This is a genomic window from Castellaniella sp. S9 (assembly GCF_027257175.1).
Lineage (GTDB): Bacteria > Pseudomonadota > Gammaproteobacteria > Burkholderiales > Burkholderiaceae_B > Castellaniella.
On record NZ_JAPFGD010000002.1, the window covers coordinates 474747 to 498615 of the forward strand.

Here is a 23869-nt window from a genome sequence, read left to right on the forward strand (position 1 = left end):
ACCCCTAGGCGAGGCGTTCCTTGGCCTGTCCCCGCCTTTCCTTCAGCGACCGCAGCACATAGCGCAGGGCGCAGACGGCCGACACTGTCAGCGCCGGGATGGCGATGGCGGCGATGGCGTGCAGCAGGCGCTGTTCGAACAGCCGTTCCGAGAGCATCCCGGCCAGTAGCGGGCCGGCCGCGCCGAACAGCGAGACGACCAGGGTCCAGATGGCAAAGCAGCGCGCCCTGAGGGTCGCGGGGGCCAGGTCCTGCAGCATGGTGGGCACCAGGGCGTTGGCGGTGCAGGTCATGAACAGGAATGTGCCCACGGCGATGAAGGCGCGGTCCAGCGTCGCCGCGGACATCAGCAGCCAGAGCACCGGGATTGCCGCGACCACCGACAGGCCCATGATCAGGGGGCGCACCGCGGTCCCCAGGCGCCGGGCCATGGCGCGGTCCAGCAATCCGGCCACTGGCAGGCAGCCGACGCTCGTCACGAGGATGATGAGGCCCATGGCGTGGCCGATGTCGCCGGGCGCCGCGTCGAACCGGCGCTCCAGGGCCAGGGCGATCAGCTGGTTGAGCGCCTGCACCCCCGTGATCAGGCAGCCGGCCACGCCGACGAACAGGCCGATGGTCCGCCAGCGGTGGCGGAGGAAGACGCGCAGCGACGAGGCGTCCGCCAGGTCCGCCGCCTCGAGGCGCCGGGGCGGATCGGCGGTGAGCGTGCCGAGCAGCAGCAGGGGCAGGCCGGCCAGGCCCAGCAGTAGGAAGCCCTTGCGCCACGGCTCCGCAGACCAGGCGAACAGCGCGTCCGCCGCGGACAGGATGTCGCCGCTGAAGTAAAAGCCGCCGCTTGCGCCGGCCGCGACCAGGGCGGCGAAGCTGAGGTTGGCGGCGACCCGGTGACGTTCCGGCGCGAGGTCGGGAATCATAGAATAGACCAGCGGGACCATCGCGAATTCAGTGATGCCCGCCGCCGATCGGCCGATGAAAAAGAGCGGGAAATTGTGTGCGATGGCGCTCAGCCCCATCATGGCCGACGAGGCCGCGATCAGCCACAGCAGCACCCGTTTGCGCGAGTAGCGGTCCGCGAAGCGCGCCAGCGGGATCGCCAGGGCGCTGCCGATCAGGACGCCGGCCAGCCCCTGCAGGGCGCCCAGGGCGGTGTCGCCCACGCCGAAGCTGCGCTGGATGGCGGACAGGGACACGGCCTGCAGCCCCATGTCGGCCAGTTGCAGGCCGGCGGCGATGCCGAGGAACGCGACTGTGAAAATGCCCTGCGCAGTCCAGGCGGGCTGCGCAGGGCATGGTCGGCCCGGGGCGGTCTCCGCACTCAGCGCCATTGATACTGGAACTGCATGTCGATGGTGCGTTCGCCGCCGTAGTAGCAATAGAAATCGCAGCCGCTGACGTAGGTCTTGTCGGTCAGGTTGCGGGCATTCAGCTGCAGGGCCCAGTTGCGGTCGACCTGGTAGCGCGCCATGAAGTCGAGCAGGGTATAGCTGGAAATGGTCTCGCCGCGGTAATAGCGCTGATCCTCGGTCGACCCGTTATAGCGCGCGCCGGCCGCGACCGTCAGCGCGCCGCCGCGGGGCATGTCGAAGCGGTGATCGACCCAGAGGCTGGCCTGGTTCCGCGGGATCAGCGGGGTGCGGATGGTGAGCCCGCCGTCGATGTCCTGACGGGAGTGGTTGTAGGTATAGGCGACCTTCAGGCCGGTGCGCGGCGTGAGGCGGAAATCGCCCTGCAGCTCCACGCCCTTGTTGGTGCGTTTGCCGCTTTGGGACTGGATGTTGGACGCATCCGACACCAGCGCGTTCTTTTCCTCGATGTCGAAATAGGCGAGCGTGATGGTGCCATTCAGCCAGTCGGGCTCCAGTTTGAGACCGGCTTCCACCTGCCGCCCTTCGTAGGGCAGATAGGCACTGCCACTGCTGTCCGCACCGGGGATCGGCCTGAATGACTCCGAGTAGCTGATGTAGGGTGCGATGCCGTAATCGCTGATGTACATGGCCCCCACATTCACACTATTGTGGCCGACGTTGTAGCCGGAACTGGCGCCGGCAATCATGCTGTCGCTGCTGGCCTGGTCGTGGCGGATGCCGGCGTTGAAGTTCCAATGCGATCCGACACGGGCTTGGGCGGAGGCGTACAGGCCCAGTTGCTGGGAATTCAGATCGTAGGGATCCGCGGTCACCGCAAAGGGTTTGCCGTAGACAGGGTCGAACATGTCCAGGTTCGGCGCCCCGCCAAAGCCGTTGTTGCGGCCGGACGTGCGGGATTTCAGGTAATCGATGCCGAAGACCGGCAGGATCTCGACGCTGTCGCTCACGCGCACGCGGCCCTTGAGGCGGTGGTCGATGTAGTGGTTGCTGGTGCTGCCGTCGGTCAGCGAATAGCCGCGCCACAGCTCGCGATTATTGTCCGAACCATAGGCAAAGACGTTTTGCTGGTCGATGTCCAGGTGCGAATACTTGTAGTTCTGCGTGAAGGTCCAGTCCGGGGTGAGCTTGTGGCTGAGCAGCCAGCCGGCGCTGATCTGGGTGCGCTTCAGGTGGTCGAAGCCGGGCTCGCCCGCGTTCAGGCGCCGGTCGATCTGGCCGTAGGGCGTGTCGATGATGGTGCCGTAGGCGGGCAGGAAGCCGTTGGTGGGGTGGCCGTCCTCGTGCTGGATGCTGGCCAGCAGGGTGAGGGACGTGCGATCGGTGAAGTCCATCGTCACACTGGGCGCGAGGTAGTAGCTCTTCATGTCCGTTTCGCGCTGCATGCTGTCGGCGCGGCGGGCCTGGGCGACGATGCGGTAATAGACGTTGCCGGCCTCGTTGGCGATGCCGTTGTAGTCGATGCCCAGGCCCAGGCGCTTGCGGTGGCCCGCTTCCAGGTTCATCAGCAGGGATTCTTCTTTGTGGGGGCGCTTGGTCACGAGGTTGACCACGCCGCCGGTGCCGGACGCGCCGAATTCGAGGGCGCTGGGCCCTTTCAGGATCTCGGCCGACTCGACGCCGAAGATCTCGGGCTTCCAGACGAAGAATCCGTTCGGGGTCGTCGGCGTGCCGTCCAGCGAGATCGAGGCGTCGAAGCCGCGGATCTTGAACCATTCGACCTTGTTGTCCGCGCCGAAGGGTTCGCTGAGGATGCCCGCCTGGTACTGCAGGGCCTCGTCGAGCTTGCGGGCGCCCTGGGTCTCGATGTCCTTGGCGCTGATCACCGCGCTGGAATTGGGGGCGTAGAAGTCCAGGCTTTGCAGGTCGCCCACGGAGCCGGTCACGGTCACCGTGTCCAGTTCGCTGACGGCGCCGCCGCCCGTCTCGTCGGCGTTTTGCGCATGGCCTGGCGCCGGGGCGAGCGCCATGGATCCGGCGGCGGCGAGGATCGCCCAGGCAATGGGGGAACGGGTCGGTGTCTGCATGTCTCTTCCGTGGGTTGTGTGGATGGCGGTGGCGGGCCGGCCTGTGGATGGCGCCGGCCGGTCTATCCGGGTTTTCATGCAGGCATTCCCCGGAATGAGATGCTGCATGATAAGCATTCTCAATAAAGAGGGCATTCTAAAACAAGGATCGCCTGTTATACAAATTGTGCAGGCATCGTCCGTTGCGCAGGCGCCATGCGTCGTGCAGGCCGCCTGCGGCGGCGCCGTCGCCGTCGGAACGGCTACGCTGTCGCCCCGCCGCCCAGGCGCTGCAGGAGGCCGCGCAATGTTCTGACGCGGCCGGGCACGTCCACCGCGCCGCCATAGGTGATTTTCAGGCGGTCGGGGCCGTTCAGGCGGATGGACCGATCCTGCTGCACCAGCTCGATGATGCGCAGCGGCTCGATGGCCGGCTGGGCCGAGAACTGCACGGCGGCTTGCGTTTCGCCGGCGTCGATCTTGATCACCCCCAGGGGTTCGGCCAGCAGGCGCAGGCGGTGCAGGGCCAGCAGGTTCTGGCCCGCCTCGGGCAGCTTGCCGTAGCGATCGACCAGTTCCTCCTGCAGGAGCGTGATTTCGTCGCTGTCGGCCGCATGCGACAGGCGCTTGTACAGCCCCAGGCGGGCATGGACATCGGGGCAGTAGTCCGCCGGCAGCAGGGCCGAGGCATGCAGGTTGACCTCGCACTGCGCCGCGAAGGGCGAGTCCAGGTCGGGCTCCTCGCCGGACTTGAGCGCGCGCACGGCGGCGCCCAGCATGTCGTTGTACATGGAAAAGCCGATTTCCTGGATGTTGCCGGATTGGGACTCGCCCAGGACCTCGCCGCTGCCGCGGATCTCGAGATCGTGCATGGCGAGGAAAAATCCGGCGCCCAGCTCCTCCATCGACTGGATCGCCTCCAGGCGCTTCTTGGCGTTGCTGGTGATCGCGTCCTCGCCGGGCGTCAGCAGGTAGGCGTAGGCCTGGTGGTGCGAGCGGCCCACGCGGCCGCGCAACTGGTGCAGCTGCGCCAGGCCGAGCTTGTCGGCCCGGTGGATGACGATGGTGTTGGCCGTGGGGACGTCGATCCCGGTCTCGATGATGGTGGTGCACAGCAGCACATTGCTGCGCTGCTGGTAGAAGCCCTTCATGACGTCCTCGAGTTCGCGCTCGCCCATCTGGCCGTGAGCCACCGCGATGCGCGCCTCGGGCACCAGTTCCTCGAGGCGCGCACGCCGGTTCTGGATGGTTTCGACCTCGTTGTGCAGGAAATAGACCTGGCCGCCGCGCTTGAGTTCGCGCAGGATGGCCTCGCGGATGGTGCTGCCGTCCTCGCGGCGCACGAAGGTCTTGATGGCCAGGCGCTTTTGCGGCGCGGTGGCGATGACCGAGAAATCGCGGATGCCTTCCAGCGACATCCCCAGTGTGCGGGGGATGGGCGTGGCGGTCAGGGTCAGCACGTCGACCTCGGCGCGCAGGGCCTTCAGGGCCTCTTTCTGGCGCACCCCGAAGCGGTGCTCCTCGTCGATGATCACCAGGCCGAGCTGCTTGAAGCGCACGTCCCTGGAGAGGATCTTGTGGGTGCCGATGACGATGTCCACGCTGCCCGCGGCCAGGCCCTCGATGGCGCGCGCGGTCTCCTTGCCGGTGCGAAAGCGCGAGAGCTCGGCGACGCGCACGGGCCAGTTGGCAAAGCGCGTGGCGAAGTTCTGTGCGTGCTGTTCGGCCAGCAGGGTGGTCGGGCACAGCAGCGCGACCTGGCGGCCGTTCATGACGGCGAGAAAGGCGGCGCGCAGGGCGACCTCGGTCTTGCCGAAACCCACGTCCCCGCACACCAGGCGGTCCATCGGGCGCCCCGAGGTCATGTCGTCGATGACCGCGGCGATGGCCGCGGCCTGGTCGGGGGTTTCCTCGAAGCCGAAGCCCTCGGCGAAAGCCTGGTAGTCGCTGGCCGGCAGCTTGAAATGGAAGCCTTCGCGCGCCGCCCGCTGGGCGTACAGCGCCAGCAGTTCGGCGGCGGTGTCGCGTGCCTGGCGCGCCGCGCGGCGCCTGGCCTTGTCCCATTGGCCCGATCCCAATGGATGCAGGGGCGCGTTATCGGGATCGGCGCCGCTGTAGCGGGCGATCAGGTGCAATTGGGAGACCGGCACGTATAGGGTGGCCGCCTGCGCGTATTCAAGGTGCAGGAGCTCGATCGGCCCTTCGCCCAGATCCATCTCGACCAGGCCCTTGTAGCGTCCGATGCCGTGCTGGACGTGGACCACCGGATCGCCGATGCGCAGCTCGGCGAGGTCGCGCACCATGGCATCGATGTCGCTGGTGCGTTCCTGGCGCCGCCGGGCGCGGGCGGCGCGGCCGGCCTGGCTGGGATACAGGTCGTTTTCGGTCAGCAGGGCCGGTCCGGCCGCGGCCAGCTGGAAACCGCTGGACAATGGGGCGACGACCAGGGCGAAGCGTGCCTCGCCCTGAAGGAAATCCTGCAGCGTGTCGTGCACGGCGCCGGGCGTCAGGCGGTGCTCGTCCAGCAGTTCGGCGATGGTTTCGCGCCGGCCGGGGGTGTCCACGCACAAGGCGGTGCGCCGCCCGCCGTCCAGGTGCCGGCGCAGGCCGGCCAGCGGGTCCTCGGCCCGGCGATTCACGGCGACGTCCGGGCAGGGCAGGAAGTCGGGGTGTGGTTGGCCCTCGATCAGCGCCAGGCGCGGGAAGGCTTTCAGCCCGGCGTGGAATTCCGCCTCGTCGAGGAACAGGGCCTCCGGGGCCAGCACCGGCCGCTCGCGGTCGGATTTCAGGAACTGCCAGCGGTTGCGCGTATCCTGGCCGAACTGGGCGATGGCCGCCGGCGCGTCGCCCAGCGTCACGGCCAGCGCATCGGCGGGCAGGTAGTCGAACAGCGTGGCGGTGCGCTCGAAAAACAAGGGCAAATAATATTCGACGCCCGCGAAGGCGATGCCGTTGCCGATGTCCTTGTAGGGCAGTGCCCGGGACGGATCGCCCTCGAAGATCTCGCGAAAGCGCGAGCGGAAGCGCCCGCGCGATTCCTCGTCCATGGGGAATTCGCGGCCGGGCAGCAGCTCGATCTCGCGCACCGGATACAGGCTGCGCTGGGTGTCCACGTCAAAACTGCGGATCGACTCGATCTCGCGGTCGAACAGGTCGATGCGGTAGGGCAGGACCGAACCCATGGGAAACAGGTCGATCAGGCCGCCGCGGATGCTGAACTCGCCCGGTGCGGTCACCTGGGTGACGTGGCTGTAGCTGGCCAGCGTGAGCTGCTCGCGCAGCTTCGCCTCGTCCAGGGTGTCGCCCTGGCGGAAGCTGAAGGTGTAGGCCGCCAGGAAGGCGGTCGGCGCCAGCCGGTACAGGGCCGTGGTGACGGGCACGATCAGCACGTCCACGGCGCCCTGGGTGAGGGCGTGCAGGGTGCGCAGGCGCTCCGAGATCAGGTCCTGGTGCGGCGAGAAACCGTCGTAGGGCAGGGTCTCCCAGTCCGGCAGGAAGCGGACCCGCAAATCGGGGTCGAACAGCGGGATCTCGTCGGCCAGGCGGCGCGCCGCCAGTGGGTCGGCGCACAGGGCGGCCAGCGGCCGGCCCGCCGCGCGCGCCAGACCGGCCAGCAGGCAGGCGTCGCCCGATCCCGGCGGGCGCGGTTGCACGTAGCGCTGGCCGGGCCGCAGGGCCGCGAGGGTGGCAGGGATCGAGGGAAGGTCGAGGAACGGGGCGGGGCGGGTCATCAGGCTGGGGATTATACCGTCGCGTCCCGCTGCGACGGGCTGTCGTCCCGGGGAAGGCGGCTGGACAGCGATGTTCGATACCTATAGCAATGTGAAACAATATTTAGTAACATTTGTCCCATCTTCATTGGCCTGGGTGAGATCGGATGACGCGGACAACGACGCTGCGGCGCTGCTTTTTTCCCGCGCTGCTGGTGCTGCTCGCGGCCTGCGACGGCGGCGGCGGGGATGGGCCGGGGCCTGTGGCCTCCACCTGCACCGAGGACGGGCCTCACGCCTGCCGGACCGGCGCGACCGAGCCGCTGTACACCTTCCAGTGGGCCCTCAATTACGGGGACAGCTATTTCAACGACTATCCGGACACCTTCGGCGGCGGGCTGGACCTGAATGTGGAGCCCGTGCACCGGCAAGGCATCAAGGGTCAGGGGGTCAGGGTGCTGGTGCTGGACACCGGCACCGACCTGCACAACGAGGATCTGGCGCCCAACGCCGACTTCGGCATGTCGTGGAATTTCATCACGGGGCAGAGCGACCCCTATCCCGCAGAGCGCAATCCGGACGACGATCCGCATGGAACGAATGTCGCGGGCATGATCGGCGCGGCGCAGAACGGCAAGGGCGTCATGGGGATTGCCCCGCGGGTCGTGCTGGGCGGAGCCAACTACCTGCAGAGCGACTTTTCGATCATCGCCCTCGCCGAGGCGCTGGGCGGCGCGCCCTGGTCCAGCCAGGCGCATGTCATCAATGCGTCCTATGTTTCTGATACCGGGGCCGCGCCCTATGACAACGGCACGGACCCCGGGACTCCCATCCTGCGCGGCCTGAAGCAACTGCGCGGGGGTCGCGGCGCGATCTATGTGAAAGGCGCCGGTAATTCGTTCGACCTGGGCGGCTGCGACGCGCTCTATCCCGCCGGCATTCATTTCTATTACGGCTGCACCAACCCCGCCAACGATCCGGACGCGCTCGAACCCGAAACCATCGTCGTCGCTGCCCTCGATGCACAAGGCAAGGCCAGCGCCTACAGCAGCGCCGGCTCGGTGCTCTGGGTGACCGGCATGGGCGGCGCATACGACGGCGGCGGCACTTATGGCGAAGGCGCCGTCGGGCCGAAGAACGGGCCCACCATTTTTACCACCGATATCCGGGGCTGTGTGCGAGGCTACAGCCATACGGGTGCGAGCACAGCCTTTCTGAACGGGACCAGCGCGCGCAACGGCGTGCCGGACAATCCCCAGTGCGACTACAGCTATATGAATGGCACCTCGTCGGCCACGCCGACGATCTCGGCGGTGGTCGCCCTGATGCTCAATGCCAATCCCGATCTGAGCTGGCGTGATGTGCGCGACATCCTGCGCCTGTCGGCGCGCCGGGTGGATCCCGACTATATCCACACCTCGCCCGACGGCGACATACCCTATGGCGCGCAAATGGATCTGACGGATAATTCCCTGGATACCGTGGTCGGCGACGCGGCCGACATCGAGAACGGTTCGGTCAGGATCCCGATCGACCTGGGTTGGCAGCGGAACGCCGCCGGCCACTGGTATTCCAACTGGTATGGCTTCGGCGTGCCCGATGCGGAAAAAGCGGTGGCCCTGGCGGGCGACTACCGGCGCGATCCGACGCTGGGCCGCGCCACCGATGTCAGGGTCATGGGGTTCCAGACGATCGCCGATTGGGACAGCGCGGTGCCCTTCCCGTATCGGAAAGTCACCAAGGTGGGCGCTTTGACGGTCGCCGACGGGATCGCCGATCTGTTCCAATTGCGCCTGACCGGAGACAAGGTTTGCCTGGGTGCGGTGGGTTTTGCCGTGCGCTCGCCGTCGGGCACGACCTCCTTGCTCAAGCTGCCCAATGATCATTTCCGCAGGGGCAAAGTGGATCCCGTGACGAAGGAGACCTCCAAAGTGGATACCTTCAAGGCCTACGGATTGAGTTCCGCCGCATTCTATGGCGAGTCCATGCAGGGGGACTGGGAGGTTTTCCTCCTGGCATCCAATCCGGACGACGGTCTGCCGGGGGGCTGGGATCCCTGCACGTCCACCGAAGGTGGCGTTCCGGTCGCCTCTGAACTGGAGGTCGAGGCGCGCATCATCGCGCAATGAGCCGTGGTATGAGGTGCCGAGCCCCAGATCCGTGCGGCCCGGCGCCCTCGGCTAAAATCGGCCGCTATGAGCATGAACGAGGATACCGTGGTCGCCATCGTGCCGGCCGCGGGCCAGGGGGCCCGCGCGGCGACGGCCGGCGGCCTGCCCAAGCAATACCGGCGCCTGGCCGGCGAGCCGATGCTGCGCCGCACGGTGCGCGCCTTGCTGGCCGAGCCGCGCGTGGCGCAGGTTCGCGTGGCGGTGGCACCCGGGGATGCCTGGGCCGGCGAGGCCCTTGCGGGCCTGCCGCGCACGGTCTGGCGGCCCTGCGGCGGGCCCACGCGCGCCGACACCGTGCGCGCGGCCCTGCGCGATGCCGCGCTGCCGCCCGCCGCATGGGTCATGGTCCATGACGCGGCGCGCCCGGGCCTGCCGCGCGAGGCCTTGGCGCGCCTGATCGATGCCTGCCTGCGTCATGGGCGCGGCGGCCTGCTGGCCCTGCCGGTGGCCGACACCGTGAAATGCGCCCGCGAGGCGGACCCGCGCGGCGCGCCCCCGTCGGTGGGCCGCACGCTGGCGCGCGCAGGCCTGTGGCTGGCACAGACGCCGCAGATGTTCCGTGCGGGTGTGCTGCTGGATGCCTTGGACGCGAATGCCGGGGATGCGCGCGTGACCGACGAGGCCTCGGCCGTGGAACTGGCCGGCAACGCCGCTGCGCCGCTGCTGGTGCGGGGCGCGCGCGCCAATGACAAACTGACCTGGCCCGAGGACTTCGAATGGTTCGAGCGGCTCATGGGTGACGGGCCGGCGCCGGATGCGGGCGCGGGCCGGCTGGCTGATCGGGAGGACGACGGGCCGTGACGAAACAGATTCCTTTCAGGGTGGGCCAGGGCTATGACGTGCATGCCCTGGCCGAGGGCCTGCCGCTGATCATCGGCGGCGTGCGCATTCCCCACGATCATGGGCTGGTGGGCCATTCGGACGCGGACGTGCTGCTGCACGCCGTCACCGACGCGGTCCTGGGGGCCGCGGGGCTGGGCGACATCGGCCGGCATTTCTCGGACCGCGATCCGCGCTGGGCCGGCGCCGACAGCCGGATGTTCCTGCGCGAGGCGGCGCGCATGGCGCGCGCGGCGGGCTGGCAGGTGGTCAACGTGGATGCCACCGTGCATGCGCAGGCGCCGCGCATCGGACCGCATGCCGCCGCCATGGCCGCGCACATCGCCGAGGACCTGGACCTGGACGTCGGCCAGGTGAACGTCAAGGCCAAGACCAACGAGGGGCTGGGCTATCTGGGCCGCCGCGAGGGGATCGCGGCCAGCGTGGTGGCGCTGCTGGCGCGGCCCTGAGGCGCTGCCACGCCGCCGCATCGGCGCGTGACGGGCGGGGAGGCTACAGCGTGGCGCCGCCGATGGCGCGATTGCAGGCGCACAGGCCGTCGGTCTGCAGCGCATCGAGGATGCGCAAGGTTTCCTCGGGATTGCGGCCGACGTTGAAATTATTGACCGAGACGTGCTGGATGATGTTGTCCGGGTTGACGATGAAGGTCGCGCGCAGGGCCACGCCCTCGGATTTCTCGCGGATGCCCAACTGGTCGATGAGCGAACCCGTCGTGTCGCCGAACTGGTAGTGATTGAGCTTGTTGAGGTCGGGGTGTTCGCGCCGCCAGGCGAGCTTGACGTGCTCGTTGTCGGTCGAGCCGCCCATGAGGATGGCGTCGTGTTCCTCGAAGGCGTCCGCGAGCTGGTTGAAGCCCGAGATCTCGGTCGGGCAGACCAGGGTGAAGTCCTTGGGATAGAAATAGATGACTTTCCACTTGCCGGGAAAGGAACTTTCAGTGATGTCCTCGAAGGCCGAAACGCCGTTTTCCTCGGGATGATTGAAGCCTGGCTTCACGCCGTTCACCCGGAACGCGTCCAGTTTGTCGCCTATGGTTTTCATCGGGGCTCCTGTGTGTTGAGTCGCGGCTGCCGGAGTCCGCCATGTCATTCTACGCCAAGCCCTTGTCGCCCGGCCGCGCCCGCATCTTGGGGATTTCGATACGTGCCAGCAAGCCGCCTGGCGGGCGCGAGATCAGTTCGAATTTACCGTCGACCTGGCCCAGCAGGCGCTCGACGATGGCCAGGCCCAGTCCCGCGCCGCTGACGCCGGTGCGCGCGGATTCGCCGCGTGCGAAGGGCCGCAGCAGGCGCTGGATTTCGAGTTGCGGGATCCCCGTGCCCTGGTCCTGCACGTCGATGCGCAGCATGTTGCCCGACTGGTAGGCGTGCAGGCTGATGCGGGCGCGATCGTCGCTGGGGCTGCGTCCGTAGCGGCGCGCATTCTCGATCAGGTTCGAGACGATGCGCTTGAGGTCGTTGGCGCTGATGCGGGCCTGCATGTTGGGCTCGATGCGCGCCGAGAGCTCGCCGCCCAGCGATTCGGTGTGGCTGCGCTCGCGCTCGAACAGGTCGCGCAGGACGCGCGAGACATCGATGCCCGCCTCGGGCACCGCGCCGGCCGGACGCGCGTACTCCATCAACTGGCCGATGCTGTGGTTGATCTGGGCCAGGTCCTCGTCGATGGCCTGGCGGGTTTCGTCGCTGACCTCGCTCAATTCGATCTCCAGGCGCATGCGCGCCAGGGGGGTGCGCAGGTCGTGCGAGATCCCGGCCAGCATGATCTCGCGGTCGGCCTCGTTCTGGCGCAAGTCGCGCGCCATGCGGTTGAAGGCGATGTTCATGTCGCGGATCTCGATCGGACCCTTTTCCGGCAGGGTCGAGGGCGTTTCGCCGCGCGCGAGCTGCCGGGCCACCTTGGCCAGCTGGGCCAGCGGCTGGTTCACGAAACGCACGCTGATGGCCGCGCCCACCAGGGCCAGCAGCAGGGTCGCGGCGACCCAGCCCAGCCATTCGCGCCCGGTGGTCAGGCGCAGCTGCTCGCGGTCGAACACCAGCCAGTACTGGTCTTCGTCGATGTGGAAGCTGACCCAGATGCCCGGCACATTGTTGACCGACCACATCATGGCGGTCTGGCTGCCCAGGCGGTTGCGGATTTCCTTGCCGACGTGCTCCCAGTAGCCGGTATGCGGCAGGGGCTCGAGCACGTCCGTGTGCTCGCGCGGCTGCACCCGCAGGCTTTCCTTGGTGGCGAGGTCCAGCAGCAGGGCGGGGCGGACCTGGGGCGGGGCGTAGATCAGCGCCGAGCGGGTGATGCTCACGGTGGTGGCGACGCGTTGCGCCATCTGTGCGGCGCGCGGCCCTTCCTCGAGGTTGAAGACCACCTGCAGCCAAGCGCCCAGGCTGACCAGCATCAGGGTGGCGAGCAGCAGGAACGAGCGGCTGAAAAGCCCCAGGCGAAGCCGGGGCAGTTTCGAAGGTTTGGTCTTGAAGGGCATGTCGGGTGCGTGTGGCCTCGGCGCGCGTCACAGCCGGCCGGCGCGGCCTCCTGGCATGCCGCGGCACCCCGGCGACCGGGGCCCCTTATTGGCCGCCGTCGGGCACGAAGACGTAGCCTAGGCCCCAGACGGTCTGGATGAAGACGGGCTTGGACGGATTGGGTTCGATCAGTTTGCGCAGCCGCGAGATCTGGACGTCCAGGCTGCGGTCGAAGGCCTCGTATTCCCGGCCGCGGGCCAATTCCATGAGCTTGTCGCGCGACAGGGGCACCTTGGGGTGGCGGGCGAAGACCTTGAGGACGGAGAACTCGCCGGTCGTGATGGGCACGACCTCGTGGTTGCGGGTCAGGGTGCGCGTGGACAGGTTCAGGACGTAGGGTCCGAACTCGACCGACTCGTTTTCCTGGCTGGGGGCGCCCGGGTGTTCCTCGGTGCCCCGGCGGCGCAGGATCGCGTTGACGCGGGCCAGCAGTTCGCGCGGGTTGAAGGGCTTTGACAGGTAGTCGTCCGCGCCCATCTCGAGGCCGACGATGCGGTCGATTTCCTCGGCCTTGGCGGTCAGCATGATGATGGGCGTGTTGTCGTGGTTGCCGCGCAGGCGTCGACAGATGGACAGGCCGTCCTCGCCCGGCAGCATGAGATCCAGGACCAGCAGGTCGAAGTGTTCTCGCTGCCATAGTTTGGCCATTTCCTTGGCGTCTTCGGCCACGTAGACGTTGAAGCCCTGCTCGGTCAGGTAGCGCCGCAGCAGATCGCGCAGGCGGGGATCGTCGTCGACGAGCAGGATCTTGCGGGTAAGGGTCTGATTTTGCGTGTTCATGGCGAAAATGTAACAGGCTCGGGAAGGCCGCACCAGCGCTTATCACAACAATTTACATTTTACGCGTTTGGTCGAATTTATTCCCGGTTGATGGAAAGCGGGCCACGGTGCCGGCGCGGTGCCGTCACGCGGCGGACCCACTCATTTAAAATGGCTCAACGGAAAACTGGGACGACATGAGCGATTTTCACATCCTGGCGTTTGAAACATCAAGCAATTTGTGCGGGGTGGCCCTGTTGTCGCGCGTCGGCGGACATCTGCGGCTGCGCAGCGGCCGGCACGAAGGGCGCGGCGAGCACACTGAACGCATCCTGCCGCTGGCCGAGGCGCTGCTGGCGGAATCCGGGCTGCGGCGCGAGGATCTGTCGGCGATCGCGTTCGGCCAGGGGCCGGGCGGTTTCACCGGCTTGCGGGTCGCCTGCGGCGTGGCCCAGGGCCTGGCCGTCGCCCTGGGCCTGCCGGTGATCCCGGTGGACTCGATGCGGGCGGTTGCGGTGCAGGGCGCAGCCGGCGGCGAGGGCATGCACGTGGTGCTGCAGGATGCGCGCATGCAAGAGGTCTACGCGGCCGCCTACCGCCAGGATGGCGAGAACGGCTGGCGCACCTTGCAGGCGCCGGCCCTGCTGGGGCTGGCCGACGTGGCCGCCTGGGCCCGGCACGAATCCCCGGCGTGGGGCGCGGGCGGCCGCCAGGCGCATGGCGACGCGCTGGCCGTGTTTCCGGGGCTGGGCGCGGAACTGCGCAAGCTCGGCTTCCAGGCCGATGCCGCAACGGGGGGCGAGGCCGGGTGCGCGCGCGCGCAGGCCGCCACGATCGCGCGCCTGGCGGCGCTCGACTGGGAGGCCGGGCGCACCGTGCCGCCCGAGGCCGCCGCGCCGGCCTACGTCCGCGACAAGGTGGCCTATACGACGCGCGAACGCGCGGGCGGCCTGGGCGGCAATCCGCAGGCCGATGCCGGCGCCTGGACGCTGCATCGCATGGCCGAGAGCGACCTCGACGAGGTTGCGGCGATCGAGCGCCGGGTCCAGTCTTTCCCCTGGACCCGGCGCAATTTCGCCGATGGCCTGGCGGCCGGCTACCAGGGGTGGGTGCTGCGGCGGATGGGTGGGATGCGGGGCTTCGCCCTGGTGATGGATACGCCGGACATGGCTCATCTGCTGGTGATCGGCGTGCGGCCGGAGGATCAGCGCATGGGCGCCGGCACGCGCCTGTTGCAGGCCTGCCTGGACCACTGCCGTGCGGCGGGGCTCGGCGCGCTCAGCCTCGAGGTCCGGCCCAGCAATGCGCCGGCCATCGCCTTCTATCGCAAGGCGGGCTTTCGTCACGTCGGTACCCGCAAGGCATACTATCCGGCCCCGCACGGGGTCCGCGAGGACGGCTGGATCATGACGCTCGATCTGGAGGCGGCATGAGGACCCGGATCGGGCCCGCGCAGGCCGCCTGGCTGGCTGAAATCGGGGTCGACGCGCATTGGCTCGGCCTGCTGACCGAGCCGCCGGCGCCTGTCGCGCGGGCAGCGAGCCCGCCGACAACGCAGCCGTGCGCATCCCCCGCGGCCGGCCCCGATGTCCCGCAGCTCCCGGCTGCGCCGGAGGCCGCCACCCCGCCGCTCGCCCCTCCGGCGGCGGATGCGGCTGACGGGCGCAGCGCGCCGGCCGCCGCGCCCGAGGAGGCCGATCGCAGCCGCGCATCGACCGCCGAACTGCCGGACCTGGAGGCCCTCGAGCGCGACATCCTGGCCTGCGAAACCTGCGGGCTGCATGCCGGGCGGACGCGGGCCGTGCCGGGCGCGGGGCGCACCGAGGCGCCGGAATACCTGATCGTGGGCGAGATGCCCGGCGCCGCGGACGATGCCGTGGGCACGCCCTTCGAAGGCCAGGCGGGCAGCCTGCTGCGGGCGATGCTGGCCTGCGCGCGCCTGCCGCGGGCGGATTCGGTCTACCTGACCAATGTGCTGAAATGCCGGCCGCCGGGCGGGCGCGCCGCGCGGGCCGCCGAGGTCGCGGCCTGCCTGCCGCACTTGCGCCGCCAGATCGAGATCCTGCGGCCCCGCCGCATCCTCGTCCTGGGGCGGGTCGCCGCCCAGGCCCTGCTGGGGACGCGCGCCACCCTGGACGAGCTGCGTGGACGCGAGCATGCCTATGCGCTGTCCGACGGCACGGCCATCGGCCTGTGGGTGACCCATCATCCCGCATCCTTGCTGGTGCGGCCCGCCCTCAAGGCGCAGGCCTGGACGGATCTCGTGGCCCTGGCGCGCGCCGTGCGCGGCCCGGCGCAGCCGGCCTGACGGGGTTGGGGCGAACAGACGCTAGTGCAGGGCGGTGCCGTGGCCGGGCTGGCCGATGAGCTTGGTCAGGCCGGGGTTCGTGCGGTGGTTCAGCACGTTCCAGCGCATGATGGCCAGCATCAGACCCGCCACCAGCAGGCCGAAGATCATGATCACCACGTTGATGGGCAGTCCGACCCAGAGCATCAGGCTGTAGATGGCGAGCATCAGCAGGATGTTGAGCTGTTCATTGAAGTTCTGGACCGCGATCGAATGGCCGGCCGACAGCAGGACGTGGCCGCGGTGTTGCAGCAGGGCGTTCATGGGCACGACGAAGAACCCCGACAGGGCGCCGATCAGCAGCAGCAGGCTGTAGACCGCCCAGGTCGCCTGCACGGCCGGCATCAACAGGACCACCAGACCCATGGCGACCCCCACGGGCAGCACCGACAGGGCCTTGCGCAGCGGGACGCGGCCGGCGAATATCGAGCCCGCCACGGTGCCCAGCGCCGCCACGCCCATCAGGATCGAGGCCTGGTCCAGCCGGTAGCCCAGGTGCTGTGCGCCCCATTCGATGACGATGAACTGCAGGGTGGCTCCGGCGCCCCAGAACAGCGTGGTGACGGCCAGCGAAATCTGGCCGAGCTTGTCGCCCCACAGGATGCGCACGTAGCAGCTGAAGCTGCGGATCAGGCGGATCGGATGGGTTTGCTGCTTGGGATAGTAGGCGTGGGTGTCCGGGATCAGCAGGTTGCACAGCGCGGCGGCGATATAGACCAGGCCGATCACGAGGATGGCGCCCTGCGCCGCGGTGCCCGCGACGGCCTGCACCCAGGGGTGGGCCATGATGTGCGCCGAGACCATGGGGCTGATCAGCACGCCGCCCAGCACGGTGCCGACGATGACCGACAGGACGGTCAGGCCCTCGATCCAGCTATTGCCCTTGACCAGCAGGTCGGGCGGCAGCATTTCGGTGACGATGCCGTATTTGGCGGGCGAATAGGCCGCGGCGCCGATGCCCACGATGGTGTAGGACGCAAAGATCAGCATGAGCTGGTGTCCCGGGGCGTCCAGCAGGTGGCTGTAGCCGAACATCAGCGCACAGCCCAGGGTCTTGAGCGCGTTGGTCGAGAACATCACGCGGCCCTTGGGAAACGAGTCGGCAAATGCCCCCACGAAGGCGGCCAGCACGACGTAGGCCAGCGCGAACCACCATTTCATCATGGGCGCCATCCACTCCGGTCCGTCCAGCTGGGCGATCAGAGCGATGGCCGCGATCAGCAGCGCATTGTCCGCGACGGATGACAATGCCTGTGCGGCCATCACCAGATAGAAGCCTTTGTTCAATGCCGGATTCCGGTTGTGTGTGGAGGAGCAAATTGAGAATCAGTCACAAAAATTGTGATTTTGGAACGTGGTGCAGTATAGCCGCTGATGCTTGGCCGATCGGAAAAGAATGAATGGCGATCGGCCGATACCGGGTTCGGGGGCGGCTTCCGGTACGCTATCATACGTTCACGAATTTCGGATGACCCTGCAACGTGCGCCTGACCCAGATTAAGCTTGCCGGCTTCAAGTCCTTCGTTGATCCGACGGTGATCCCCACGCCCAGCGAACTGGTCGGCGTGGTGGGGCCCAACGGCTGCGGGAAATCGAACATCATCGACGCGGTGCGCTGGGTGCTGGGCGAGACCAAGGCCTCGGAACTGCGCGGCGCCTCGATGCAGGACGTGATCTTCAACGGCTCGGGCCAGCGCAAGCCCGCCGCGCGCGCCTCGGTCGAGCTGGTCTTCGACAACAGCGAGGGCCGCGCCGCGGGGCAATGGTCCAGCTTCGCCGAGATCGCCGTGCGCCGCGTCCTGACGCGCGACGGCGCCAGCAGCTACTTCATCAACAACCAGCAGGTGCGGCGGCGCGACATCCACGACATTTTCCTCGGCACCGGCCTGGGCGCGCGCGGCTACGCCATCATCGGCCAGGGCATGATCAACCGCCTGATCGAGGCCCGGCCCGAGGAATTGCGGGTGTACCTCGAGGAGGCCGCCGGCGTCTCGCGGTATAAGGAACGCCGACGCGAAACCGAGAACCGCCTCGCGGACACGCGCGAGAACCTCACGCGGCTGGAGGATATCCTGCGCGAATTGTCCGGCCAGCTCGAAAAGCTCGAGTCCCAGGCCGAGGTGGCCGGCGTCTACCGCGGCCTGCAGGACGAGGGCGAGCTCAAGCAGCATGCGCTGTGGCTGCTGCGCGAGGAATCGGCGCGCGCCTCGCGCCAGGACCTGGCGGTGCAGACCGAGCAGGCCCAGGGCGATTTCGAGCAGGCGGTGGCGCGTCTGCGCGCCCTCGAGGCGGACCTCGAGGCGCGCCGCGCCGGCCATTTCGAGGCCAACGACGCGGTCCATCAGGCGCAAGGCCGGGTGTTCGAGGCCGGCGCGCTGGTCAGCCGCCTCGAAGCCGAGATCCGTCACGTGGTCGACGCCCGTCATCGTCTGCAGGCCCGCCGGGCGCAGTTGCAGGCGCAAATGCAGGAATGGGGCGACCAGCAGGGCCACTGCCAGGGCGCCATCGAGGACGTCCGCGGCCAGATCGACGAGGCCGCGGCCCGCGCCGAGGTCCTGGCGGCCCAGGCCGAGGACAGCCGTGAGCGCTTGCCGCAGCTCGAGACCGGCCTGCGCGAGGCGGCGGGCCGGCGCGATGCCTTGCGCGCCACCCTGTCGCGCATCGAACAGGACCTGGCGCTGGCGGCGCAGGCGCAACGCGACGCCGATGGGCAGTGGCGCGCGCTGGATGACCGCCGTGCGCGCCTCGAGGCCGAGCGCGCGGCGCTCGGCGCCCCCGATCCCGCCGAGATCGATCGCCTCGAGGGCGAGTGCGCCGTGGCGCAGGCCAAGCTCGAGGAGGCCCAGGATGCCCTCGCCGCGCTCGAGGAACGATTGCCGGGGCTCGAGGACGCCCGCGCCGGCGCCCTGCGGGCCAGCCAGGAGGCGCGGCTGGATCTGGAAAAGCTCGATGCGCGGCGCCAGGCCCTGATCGCCCTGCAGGAAAAAATCCAGTCCGAGGACGCGCTGGAGCCCTGGCTGCAGCGCCAGGAACTCGCCGCCATGGGACGCCTGTGGCAAAAACTGCAGGTCGAGCCCGGTTGGGAAACCGCCTTGGAGGCCGTGCTGGAGGAGCGCCTGGGCGCGCTCGGCTTGCGGCACCTGGACATTGCGCGGGCCTTTGCCGCGGATGCGCCGCCCGCGCGCCTGGCCTTTTACCAGGCGCCGCCGGCCCCCGCGGCCACGGCGTCCGAGGCGCCGGCGGGCGCGCGGCCACTGCTGGCCCTGGTGCGCACCCAGGATCCCGAGGCGCATGCCTTGCTCAGCGTCTGGCTGCGGGACGCCTACGTCAGCGACGACCTGGAGCAGGCCTTGTCCAGGCGCGGGGAATTGCCCCGGGGCGCCTGCTGGGTGGTGTCCGCCGGGCATCGCGTCGATGCCCATAGCGTGCGGTTCTACGCGGCCGATTCCGAGCAATCCGGCATGCTGGCGCGCCGGCAGCAGATCGACAATCTGCTGCGCGAGGTCAAGGCCGCGCAATTGATCGCCGACGATGCACTGGATGCCCATGCGCGTGCCGATGCGGCCTGTCGCCAGGTGGCGCAGGCGCTGGGCCCGGCGCGCCAGCGCATCGCCGAACTGGTGCGCACCCTGCACGAGGCCGAGATCCAGCATAACCGCCTGGCGCAGCAGGCGGCGCAATCCGACGAGCACGCGCGGCGCATCGGCCGCGACCTGGACGAGATCGCCGGCCAACAGACCGAGGCGGCGCGCCGGCGCGACGAGGCCGAGGCCCGCTTCCAGGACCTGGACGAATCCCTCGCGCAGCAACAGGAGCTGCACGCCCAGATCGACCTCGAGGCCGAGGAACTGGCCCGGCGCGCCGAGCAGTTGCGCGACGAGGTCCGCGAGCGCGAGCGCGCCGCCCAAGAGGCCGGGTACGCGGCGCGCAGCCTGGGACACCGTCTCGACGAACTGAACCGGACCTTGCAGCTGGCCGCCGAGCAGGCCCGGCGCTCGGGGGCCGAACTCGAATCCTTGCAGGGTGAGCTGTTCGAACTGGACGAGTCCGTGGCGCAGGCCGGCCTGCAGGATGCGCTCGAGGCGCGCGCCGAATGCGAAGAGGCCCTGCGGCTGGCGCGCCTGCGCCAGGACGAACTGGCCGGCGGCCTGCGCGAGGCCGACGAGGGCCGGCTGGCGCTGGAGCGCTCGCTGGATCCGCTGCGCGCCCGCATCACGGAACTGCAGCTCCAGGAACAGGCCGCGCGCCTGTCGGTCGAACAATACGCCGAACAGCTCGATGCCCGCGAGGTCGATCGTGCGGCCCTGCGCCGCCATATCGACGCGCAATCGCCCGAGTGGACGCGCATCGGCTGGCTGCAGTCCGAGGTCCAGCGGATTTCGCGCCAGCTCGAATCCCTGGGGCCGGTCAACCTGGCGGCGCTCGACGAGCTCGGCGCCGCGCGCGAGCGCAAGGGCTTTCTCGACGCCCAGCAAAGCGACCTGCTGGCGGCCATCGACACCCTCGAGGGCGCGATCCGCAAGATCGACCGCGAGACCCGCGAGCTGCTGCAGCAGACCTTCGATACCGTCAACGGCCATTTCGGCGAGCTCTTTCCCGTGCTGTTCGGCGGCGGCGAGGCGCGCCTGTCCATGACGGGCGACGAGATCCTGGATGCGGGCGTGCAGGTCATGGCCCAGCCGCCGGGCAAGCGCAACAGCAGCATCCATCTGCTGTCGGGCGGGGAAAAAGCCCTGACGGCCACGGCGCTGGTATTCGCGCTGTTCAAGCTCAATCCCGCGCCGTTCTGCCTGCTCGACGAGGTGGATGCGCCCCTGGACGACGCCAACACCGAGCGCTATGCCAACCTGGTGCGCAGCATGAGCCACCAGACGCAGTTTCTCTTCATTTCCCACAACAAGATCGCCATGCAGATGGCGCGCCAGCTCATCGGGGTGACCATGCAGGAACAAGGGGTTTCGCGTATCGTTGCAGTGGATATGGATTCCGCGCTGCAGTGGGCCGGCGAGCCCGCCTGAGCCGGGCCGAGACGAGGGTCTTTATGAGTGACTTGCAGATTCTGCTGATTTCGATAGGGGTGGTGCTGATCGCCGCCGTGGTCCTGTACAACTGGTGGCAGGATTGGCGCGTGCGACGCAGCATGCAATCGCGCTTCCCCGAGGGCGAGCGCGATCCCCTGATGCAGGACGCTCCGTCGCGGCGGGAGCCCGGCATCTGGACGGGCGAGCCCGCGGCGGCGCCTGCCGGGGGCGATGATCCGGCCGAGGCCGAGGCGGACGAAGCCTGCGAGGTGGTGATCGACATCGCCTTCGGGCATCCGGTGCCGGGCGAGGCCCTGGGCGGCGCGCTGCAGTCCGTGGCGCGGGTGGGCCGCAAGCCCGTGCGCATCTTTGCCGAGACCGACGCAGGCGTGCATCGCGCACGCTTGCGCGAGGGCGAACACTACGTCTCCATGCAGCTTGCGGTGGTGCTGGCCAATCGCAGCGGCCCGCTGACGGCCATCGAATGGTCGCATCTATGGACGCTGGCGCAAAACCTGGCCGAACGCTTCGAGGGCGTCATCGAGGCCCCCGAGCAGGACGCGGTGCTGGCGCGGGCCCAGACGCTGGATGCGCATTGCGCCGAGATGGACGCCCAGGTCGGCCTGATCCTGCAACTGGCGCAGGCCCGCAGCCGCCAGGCCATCGCCGAGGCGGCCACCAGCGTCGGCTTCCTGCCGTACGGCGAGCGCTGGGCCTGGATGGCCGAGAACGGCCTGCCGCGCTTTCTTATGCAGTTCGAGGATGGGGTGCCGGATACCGCCGACCAGTTGCACCACCGTGTGGACCTGGTCCTGGACGTGCCCAACAGCGTGCCCGACGATCAGGCGTTCAGCCGGATGATGGCGGTGGGGCGCGACCTGGCCGCCAGGCTGGAGGCCAGCCTGCTCGATGATCAGGGCCGCACGCTGTCCGATAGCGCGGCGCCGGCGATCGACCGCCAGATCAGCGGCCTGTACGACCAGCTCGACAAGGCGGGCTTCCTGGCGGGCACGGAACGGGCGGCGCGGGTGTTTTCGTGAGCGCCGCCGGGGATGATCGGCAGCGGCTCCTGGAGCTGCGCGAGCAGATTGCCGAGCACAACCGGCGCTATTACGTCGAGGATGCGCCGACGGCCTCGGATGCGCAGTATGACCGCCTCATGGCGGCGCTGCTGGCAATCGAGGCCGCGCACCCCGATTGGGTGACCCCCGAGTCGCCCAGCCAGCGCGTGGGCGCGGCGCCGCTGGACGCCTTCGGCAGCGTGCGCCACGCGGTGCGCATGCTGTCGCTGGCCAATGCCTTCGAGGCCGCCGACATCGAGGCCTTTGACGAGCGCGTCGCCGGCACGCTGCGCGAGGCCGGCCTGCTGCCGCAAGGCGTCGTGGACTATGTCGCGGAATACAAATTCGACGGCATCGCAGTCAGCCTGCGTTACGAGGGCGGGCGGCTGGTCCTGGCCGCGACGCGCGGCGATGGCCAGGTGGGCGAGGACATCACGGCCAATGTGCGCACGCTGCGCTCGGTGCCGCTGCGCCTGCGTGGGGACGAGGCGCCCGCCGTGCTCGAGGTGCGCGGCGAGGTGTTGATGACGCGCGCCGACTTCGATCGCATGAACGAGGCGCAGGCCGCGCACGGCGGCAAGACCTTCGTCAATCCCCGCAACGCCGCGGCCGGCAGCCTGCGCCAGCTCGATCCCCGGGTCACGGCGACGCGCCCCTTGCGCTTTTTTGCCTACGGCTGGGGACAGATCCGGGACGAGGCCGGACGCGATATCCTGCCGCGCGCGCGCCACGGCGACATGCTCGACTGGCTGGGCGCGCTGGGCCTGCCGGTCAGCCCGGGGCACAGGCTGTGCCAGGGATCGGCGGGACTGCTGGCCTTTTATGCGGACGTCGGCGCGGCGCGGCCGAGCCTGTCCTACGACATCGACGGCGTGGTGTACAAGGTCGACGACCTCAAGTCGCAGGACGTCCTCGGCTTTGTCGCGCGGGCGCCGCGTTTCGCCATCGCCCACAAATTTCCGGCCCAAGAGGAAACCACGCTGCTCGAGGACATCGAGGTGCAGGTCGGGCGCACCGGCGCCCTGACCCCGGTCGGCCGCCTGCGGCCGGTCTTCGTGGGGGGGGTCACCGTCACCAACGCGACCCTGCATAACGAGGACGAGATCCGGCGCAAGGACGTGCGCATCGGCGACACCGTGGTGGTGCGCCGCGCGGGCGACGTGATCCCCGAAATCGTCGGGCCCGTGACGGCGCTGCGCACCGGCCGCGAGATCGAATTCGACATGCGCGCACGTTATCCCGTATGCCCGGTCTGCGGCTCGGCCGTCGAGCGGCCGGAGGGCGAGGCCGTCACGCGTTGCACCGCCGGACTGTTCTGTCCGGCCCAGCTCAAGCAGACCCTATGGCATGCCGCCAGCCGCAAGGCGCTGGACATCGAGGGCCTGGGCGACAAGCTGATCGAGCAACTGGTCGACGGCGGCCGGGTGCGCACCCTGGCCGACCTGTACGGCCTGACCGCGCTCGAGCTGTCCACCTATCCCCGCATGGGCTCCAAGTCGGCGGCGAACCTCATCGAGGCCATCGACCAGAGCCGCCGGCCGCCGCTGTCGCGGCTGTTGTACGCCCTGGGCGTGCGCCACGTGGGCGAGACCACGGCGCGCGATCTCGCCCGGCATTTCGGCTCGATCGACGCCGTCATGGCGGCGTCGGAGGACGAACTGCTGGCGGTGCCGGACGTCGGCCCCGTGGTCGCGGCATCGATCCGGCGGTTCTTTTCCGAGGTGCATAATCGCGAGGTGGTCGCGGCCCTGCGCAAGGCGGGCGTAGAGCCCGTGGCCGAGGCCGTGCCGGCGGGCGAAAAGCCCTTGGCGGGCAAGACCCTGGTGCTGACCGGCACGCTGCCCAGCCTGTCGCGCGACGAGGCCACGCGCATGGTTCTGGCCGCCGGCGGCAAGGTCAGCGGCTCCGTGTCGCGCAAGACGGCCTGGGTCGTGGCCGGCGAAGAAGCCGGCAGCAAGCTCGCCAAGGCGGCCGAACTGGGCGTGCCGGTGCTGGACGAGGCCGGCTTGAGGGCGCTGCTGGCGCCCGCTTCGGCGCCGTGACGGCGCGCGGCCCCCATGGCGGGGGCCGCG

The 23869-nt window shown here is 69.0% G+C and carries 15 protein-coding genes; 8 read left to right on the top strand and 7 right to left on the bottom strand.

Going from position 1 to position 23869, the window contains the following annotated elements; translation table 11 throughout:
- Positions 1-4: 4 nt before the first annotated feature.
- The 3 genes from OOZ48_RS04950 to mfd form a co-directional block, all read right to left on the bottom strand.
- Positions 5-1327 carry an MFS transporter gene (locus tag OOZ48_RS04950; RefSeq protein WP_269496232.1) on the bottom strand — a complete coding sequence of 441 codons (1323 nt, stop codon included), beginning with the start codon at positions 1325-1327 and terminating at the stop codon, positions 5-7.
- On the bottom strand, positions 1318-3393 hold the full coding sequence (locus OOZ48_RS04955; protein WP_269496236.1) for a TonB-dependent siderophore receptor: 2076 nt from the start codon (positions 3391-3393) through the stop codon (positions 1318-1320). The genes OOZ48_RS04950 and OOZ48_RS04955 overlap by 10 nt, the downstream gene beginning before the upstream one ends.
- A gap of 242 nt (positions 3394-3635) precedes the next feature.
- Positions 3636-7103 (bottom strand): transcription-repair coupling factor, encoded by a 3468-nt coding sequence (gene mfd, locus OOZ48_RS04960; RefSeq protein ID WP_269496239.1) that lies wholly within the window; start codon positions 7101-7103, stop codon positions 3636-3638.
- A gap of 146 nt (positions 7104-7249) precedes the next feature.
- Here mfd and OOZ48_RS04965 point away from each other — a divergent pair, with 146 nt between their 5' ends.
- The 3 genes from OOZ48_RS04965 to ispF all read left to right on the top strand — a co-directional run bounded on the left by OOZ48_RS04965 (position 7250) and on the right by ispF (position 10542).
- Positions 7250-9211 (top strand): S8 family serine peptidase, encoded by a 1962-nt coding sequence (locus OOZ48_RS04965; protein ID WP_269496242.1) that lies wholly within the window; start codon positions 7250-7252, stop codon positions 9209-9211.
- 72 nt (positions 9212-9283) lie between these two features.
- Positions 9284-10054 carry a 2-C-methyl-D-erythritol 4-phosphate cytidylyltransferase gene (ispD, locus tag OOZ48_RS04970; RefSeq protein ID WP_269496245.1) on the top strand — a complete coding sequence of 257 codons (771 nt, stop codon included), beginning with the start codon at positions 9284-9286 and terminating at the stop codon, positions 10052-10054.
- Positions 10051-10542: a 2-C-methyl-D-erythritol 2,4-cyclodiphosphate synthase gene (gene ispF, locus OOZ48_RS04975; RefSeq protein ID WP_269496248.1), complete on the top strand. Its 492-nt coding sequence runs from the start codon at positions 10051-10053 to the stop codon at positions 10540-10542. The genes ispD and ispF overlap by 4 nt, the downstream gene beginning before the upstream one ends.
- A 43-nt stretch (positions 10543-10585) precedes the next feature.
- Here ispF and OOZ48_RS04980 read toward each other — a convergent pair whose 3' ends face one another.
- From OOZ48_RS04980 to ompR, 3 genes are all read right to left on the bottom strand, one after another.
- The gene (locus OOZ48_RS04980) at positions 10586-11134 is read right to left on the bottom strand and encodes a peroxiredoxin (RefSeq protein ID WP_269496251.1); all 549 of its coding nucleotides are present in this window, start codon (positions 11132-11134) and stop codon (positions 10586-10588) included.
- 49 nt (positions 11135-11183) lie between these two features.
- Positions 11184-12569, bottom strand: coding sequence for an ATP-binding protein (locus OOZ48_RS04985; protein ID WP_269496254.1), 1386 nt, complete (start codon positions 12567-12569; stop codon positions 11184-11186).
- Between the two features lie 85 nt (positions 12570-12654).
- Positions 12655-13389 carry an osmolarity response regulator transcription factor OmpR gene (gene ompR / locus OOZ48_RS04990; protein ID WP_269496256.1) on the bottom strand — a complete coding sequence of 245 codons (735 nt, stop codon included), beginning with the start codon at positions 13387-13389 and terminating at the stop codon, positions 12655-12657.
- Between the two features lie 176 nt (positions 13390-13565).
- Here ompR and tsaB point away from each other — a divergent pair, with 176 nt between their 5' ends.
- Both tsaB and OOZ48_RS05000 read left to right on the top strand, forming a co-directional pair.
- On the top strand, positions 13566-14801 hold the full coding sequence (gene tsaB / locus OOZ48_RS04995; RefSeq protein WP_269496259.1) for a tRNA (adenosine(37)-N6)-threonylcarbamoyltransferase complex dimerization subunit type 1 TsaB: 1236 nt from the start codon (positions 13566-13568) through the stop codon (positions 14799-14801).
- On the top strand, positions 14798-15676 hold the full coding sequence (locus OOZ48_RS05000) for a uracil-DNA glycosylase (protein WP_269496262.1): 879 nt from the start codon (positions 14798-14800) through the stop codon (positions 15674-15676). Before tsaB ends, OOZ48_RS05000 begins: the two co-directional genes overlap by 4 nt.
- Before the next feature lie 21 nt (positions 15677-15697).
- Here OOZ48_RS05000 and lplT read toward each other — a convergent pair whose 3' ends face one another.
- A complete protein-coding gene (gene lplT / locus OOZ48_RS05005) occupies positions 15698-17002 on the bottom strand; it encodes a lysophospholipid transporter LplT (RefSeq protein ID WP_269496265.1) in 1305 nt (434 codons plus the stop codon).
- Positions 17003-17196: 194 nt separating this feature from the next.
- On the opposite strand from lplT, the gene smc reads away from it, so the two are divergent.
- Genes smc through ligA form a run of 3 tightly spaced genes read left to right on the top strand, consistent with a single transcriptional unit; the run spans position 17197 to position 23839 of the window.
- Positions 17197-20733 carry a chromosome segregation protein SMC gene (smc, locus tag OOZ48_RS05010; protein ID WP_269496268.1) on the top strand — a complete coding sequence of 1179 codons (3537 nt, stop codon included), beginning with the start codon at positions 17197-17199 and terminating at the stop codon, positions 20731-20733.
- 23 nt (positions 20734-20756) lie between these two features.
- Entirely contained in the window at positions 20757-21776 is a 1020-nt protein-coding gene (locus tag OOZ48_RS05015; protein WP_269496269.1) for a cell division protein ZipA C-terminal FtsZ-binding domain-containing protein, read from the top strand.
- Entirely contained in the window at positions 21773-23839 is a 2067-nt protein-coding gene (ligA, locus tag OOZ48_RS05020; protein ID WP_269496272.1) for an NAD-dependent DNA ligase LigA, read from the top strand. The genes OOZ48_RS05015 and ligA overlap by 4 nt, the downstream gene beginning before the upstream one ends.
- The last annotated feature ends 30 nt before the right edge of the window (positions 23840-23869 follow it).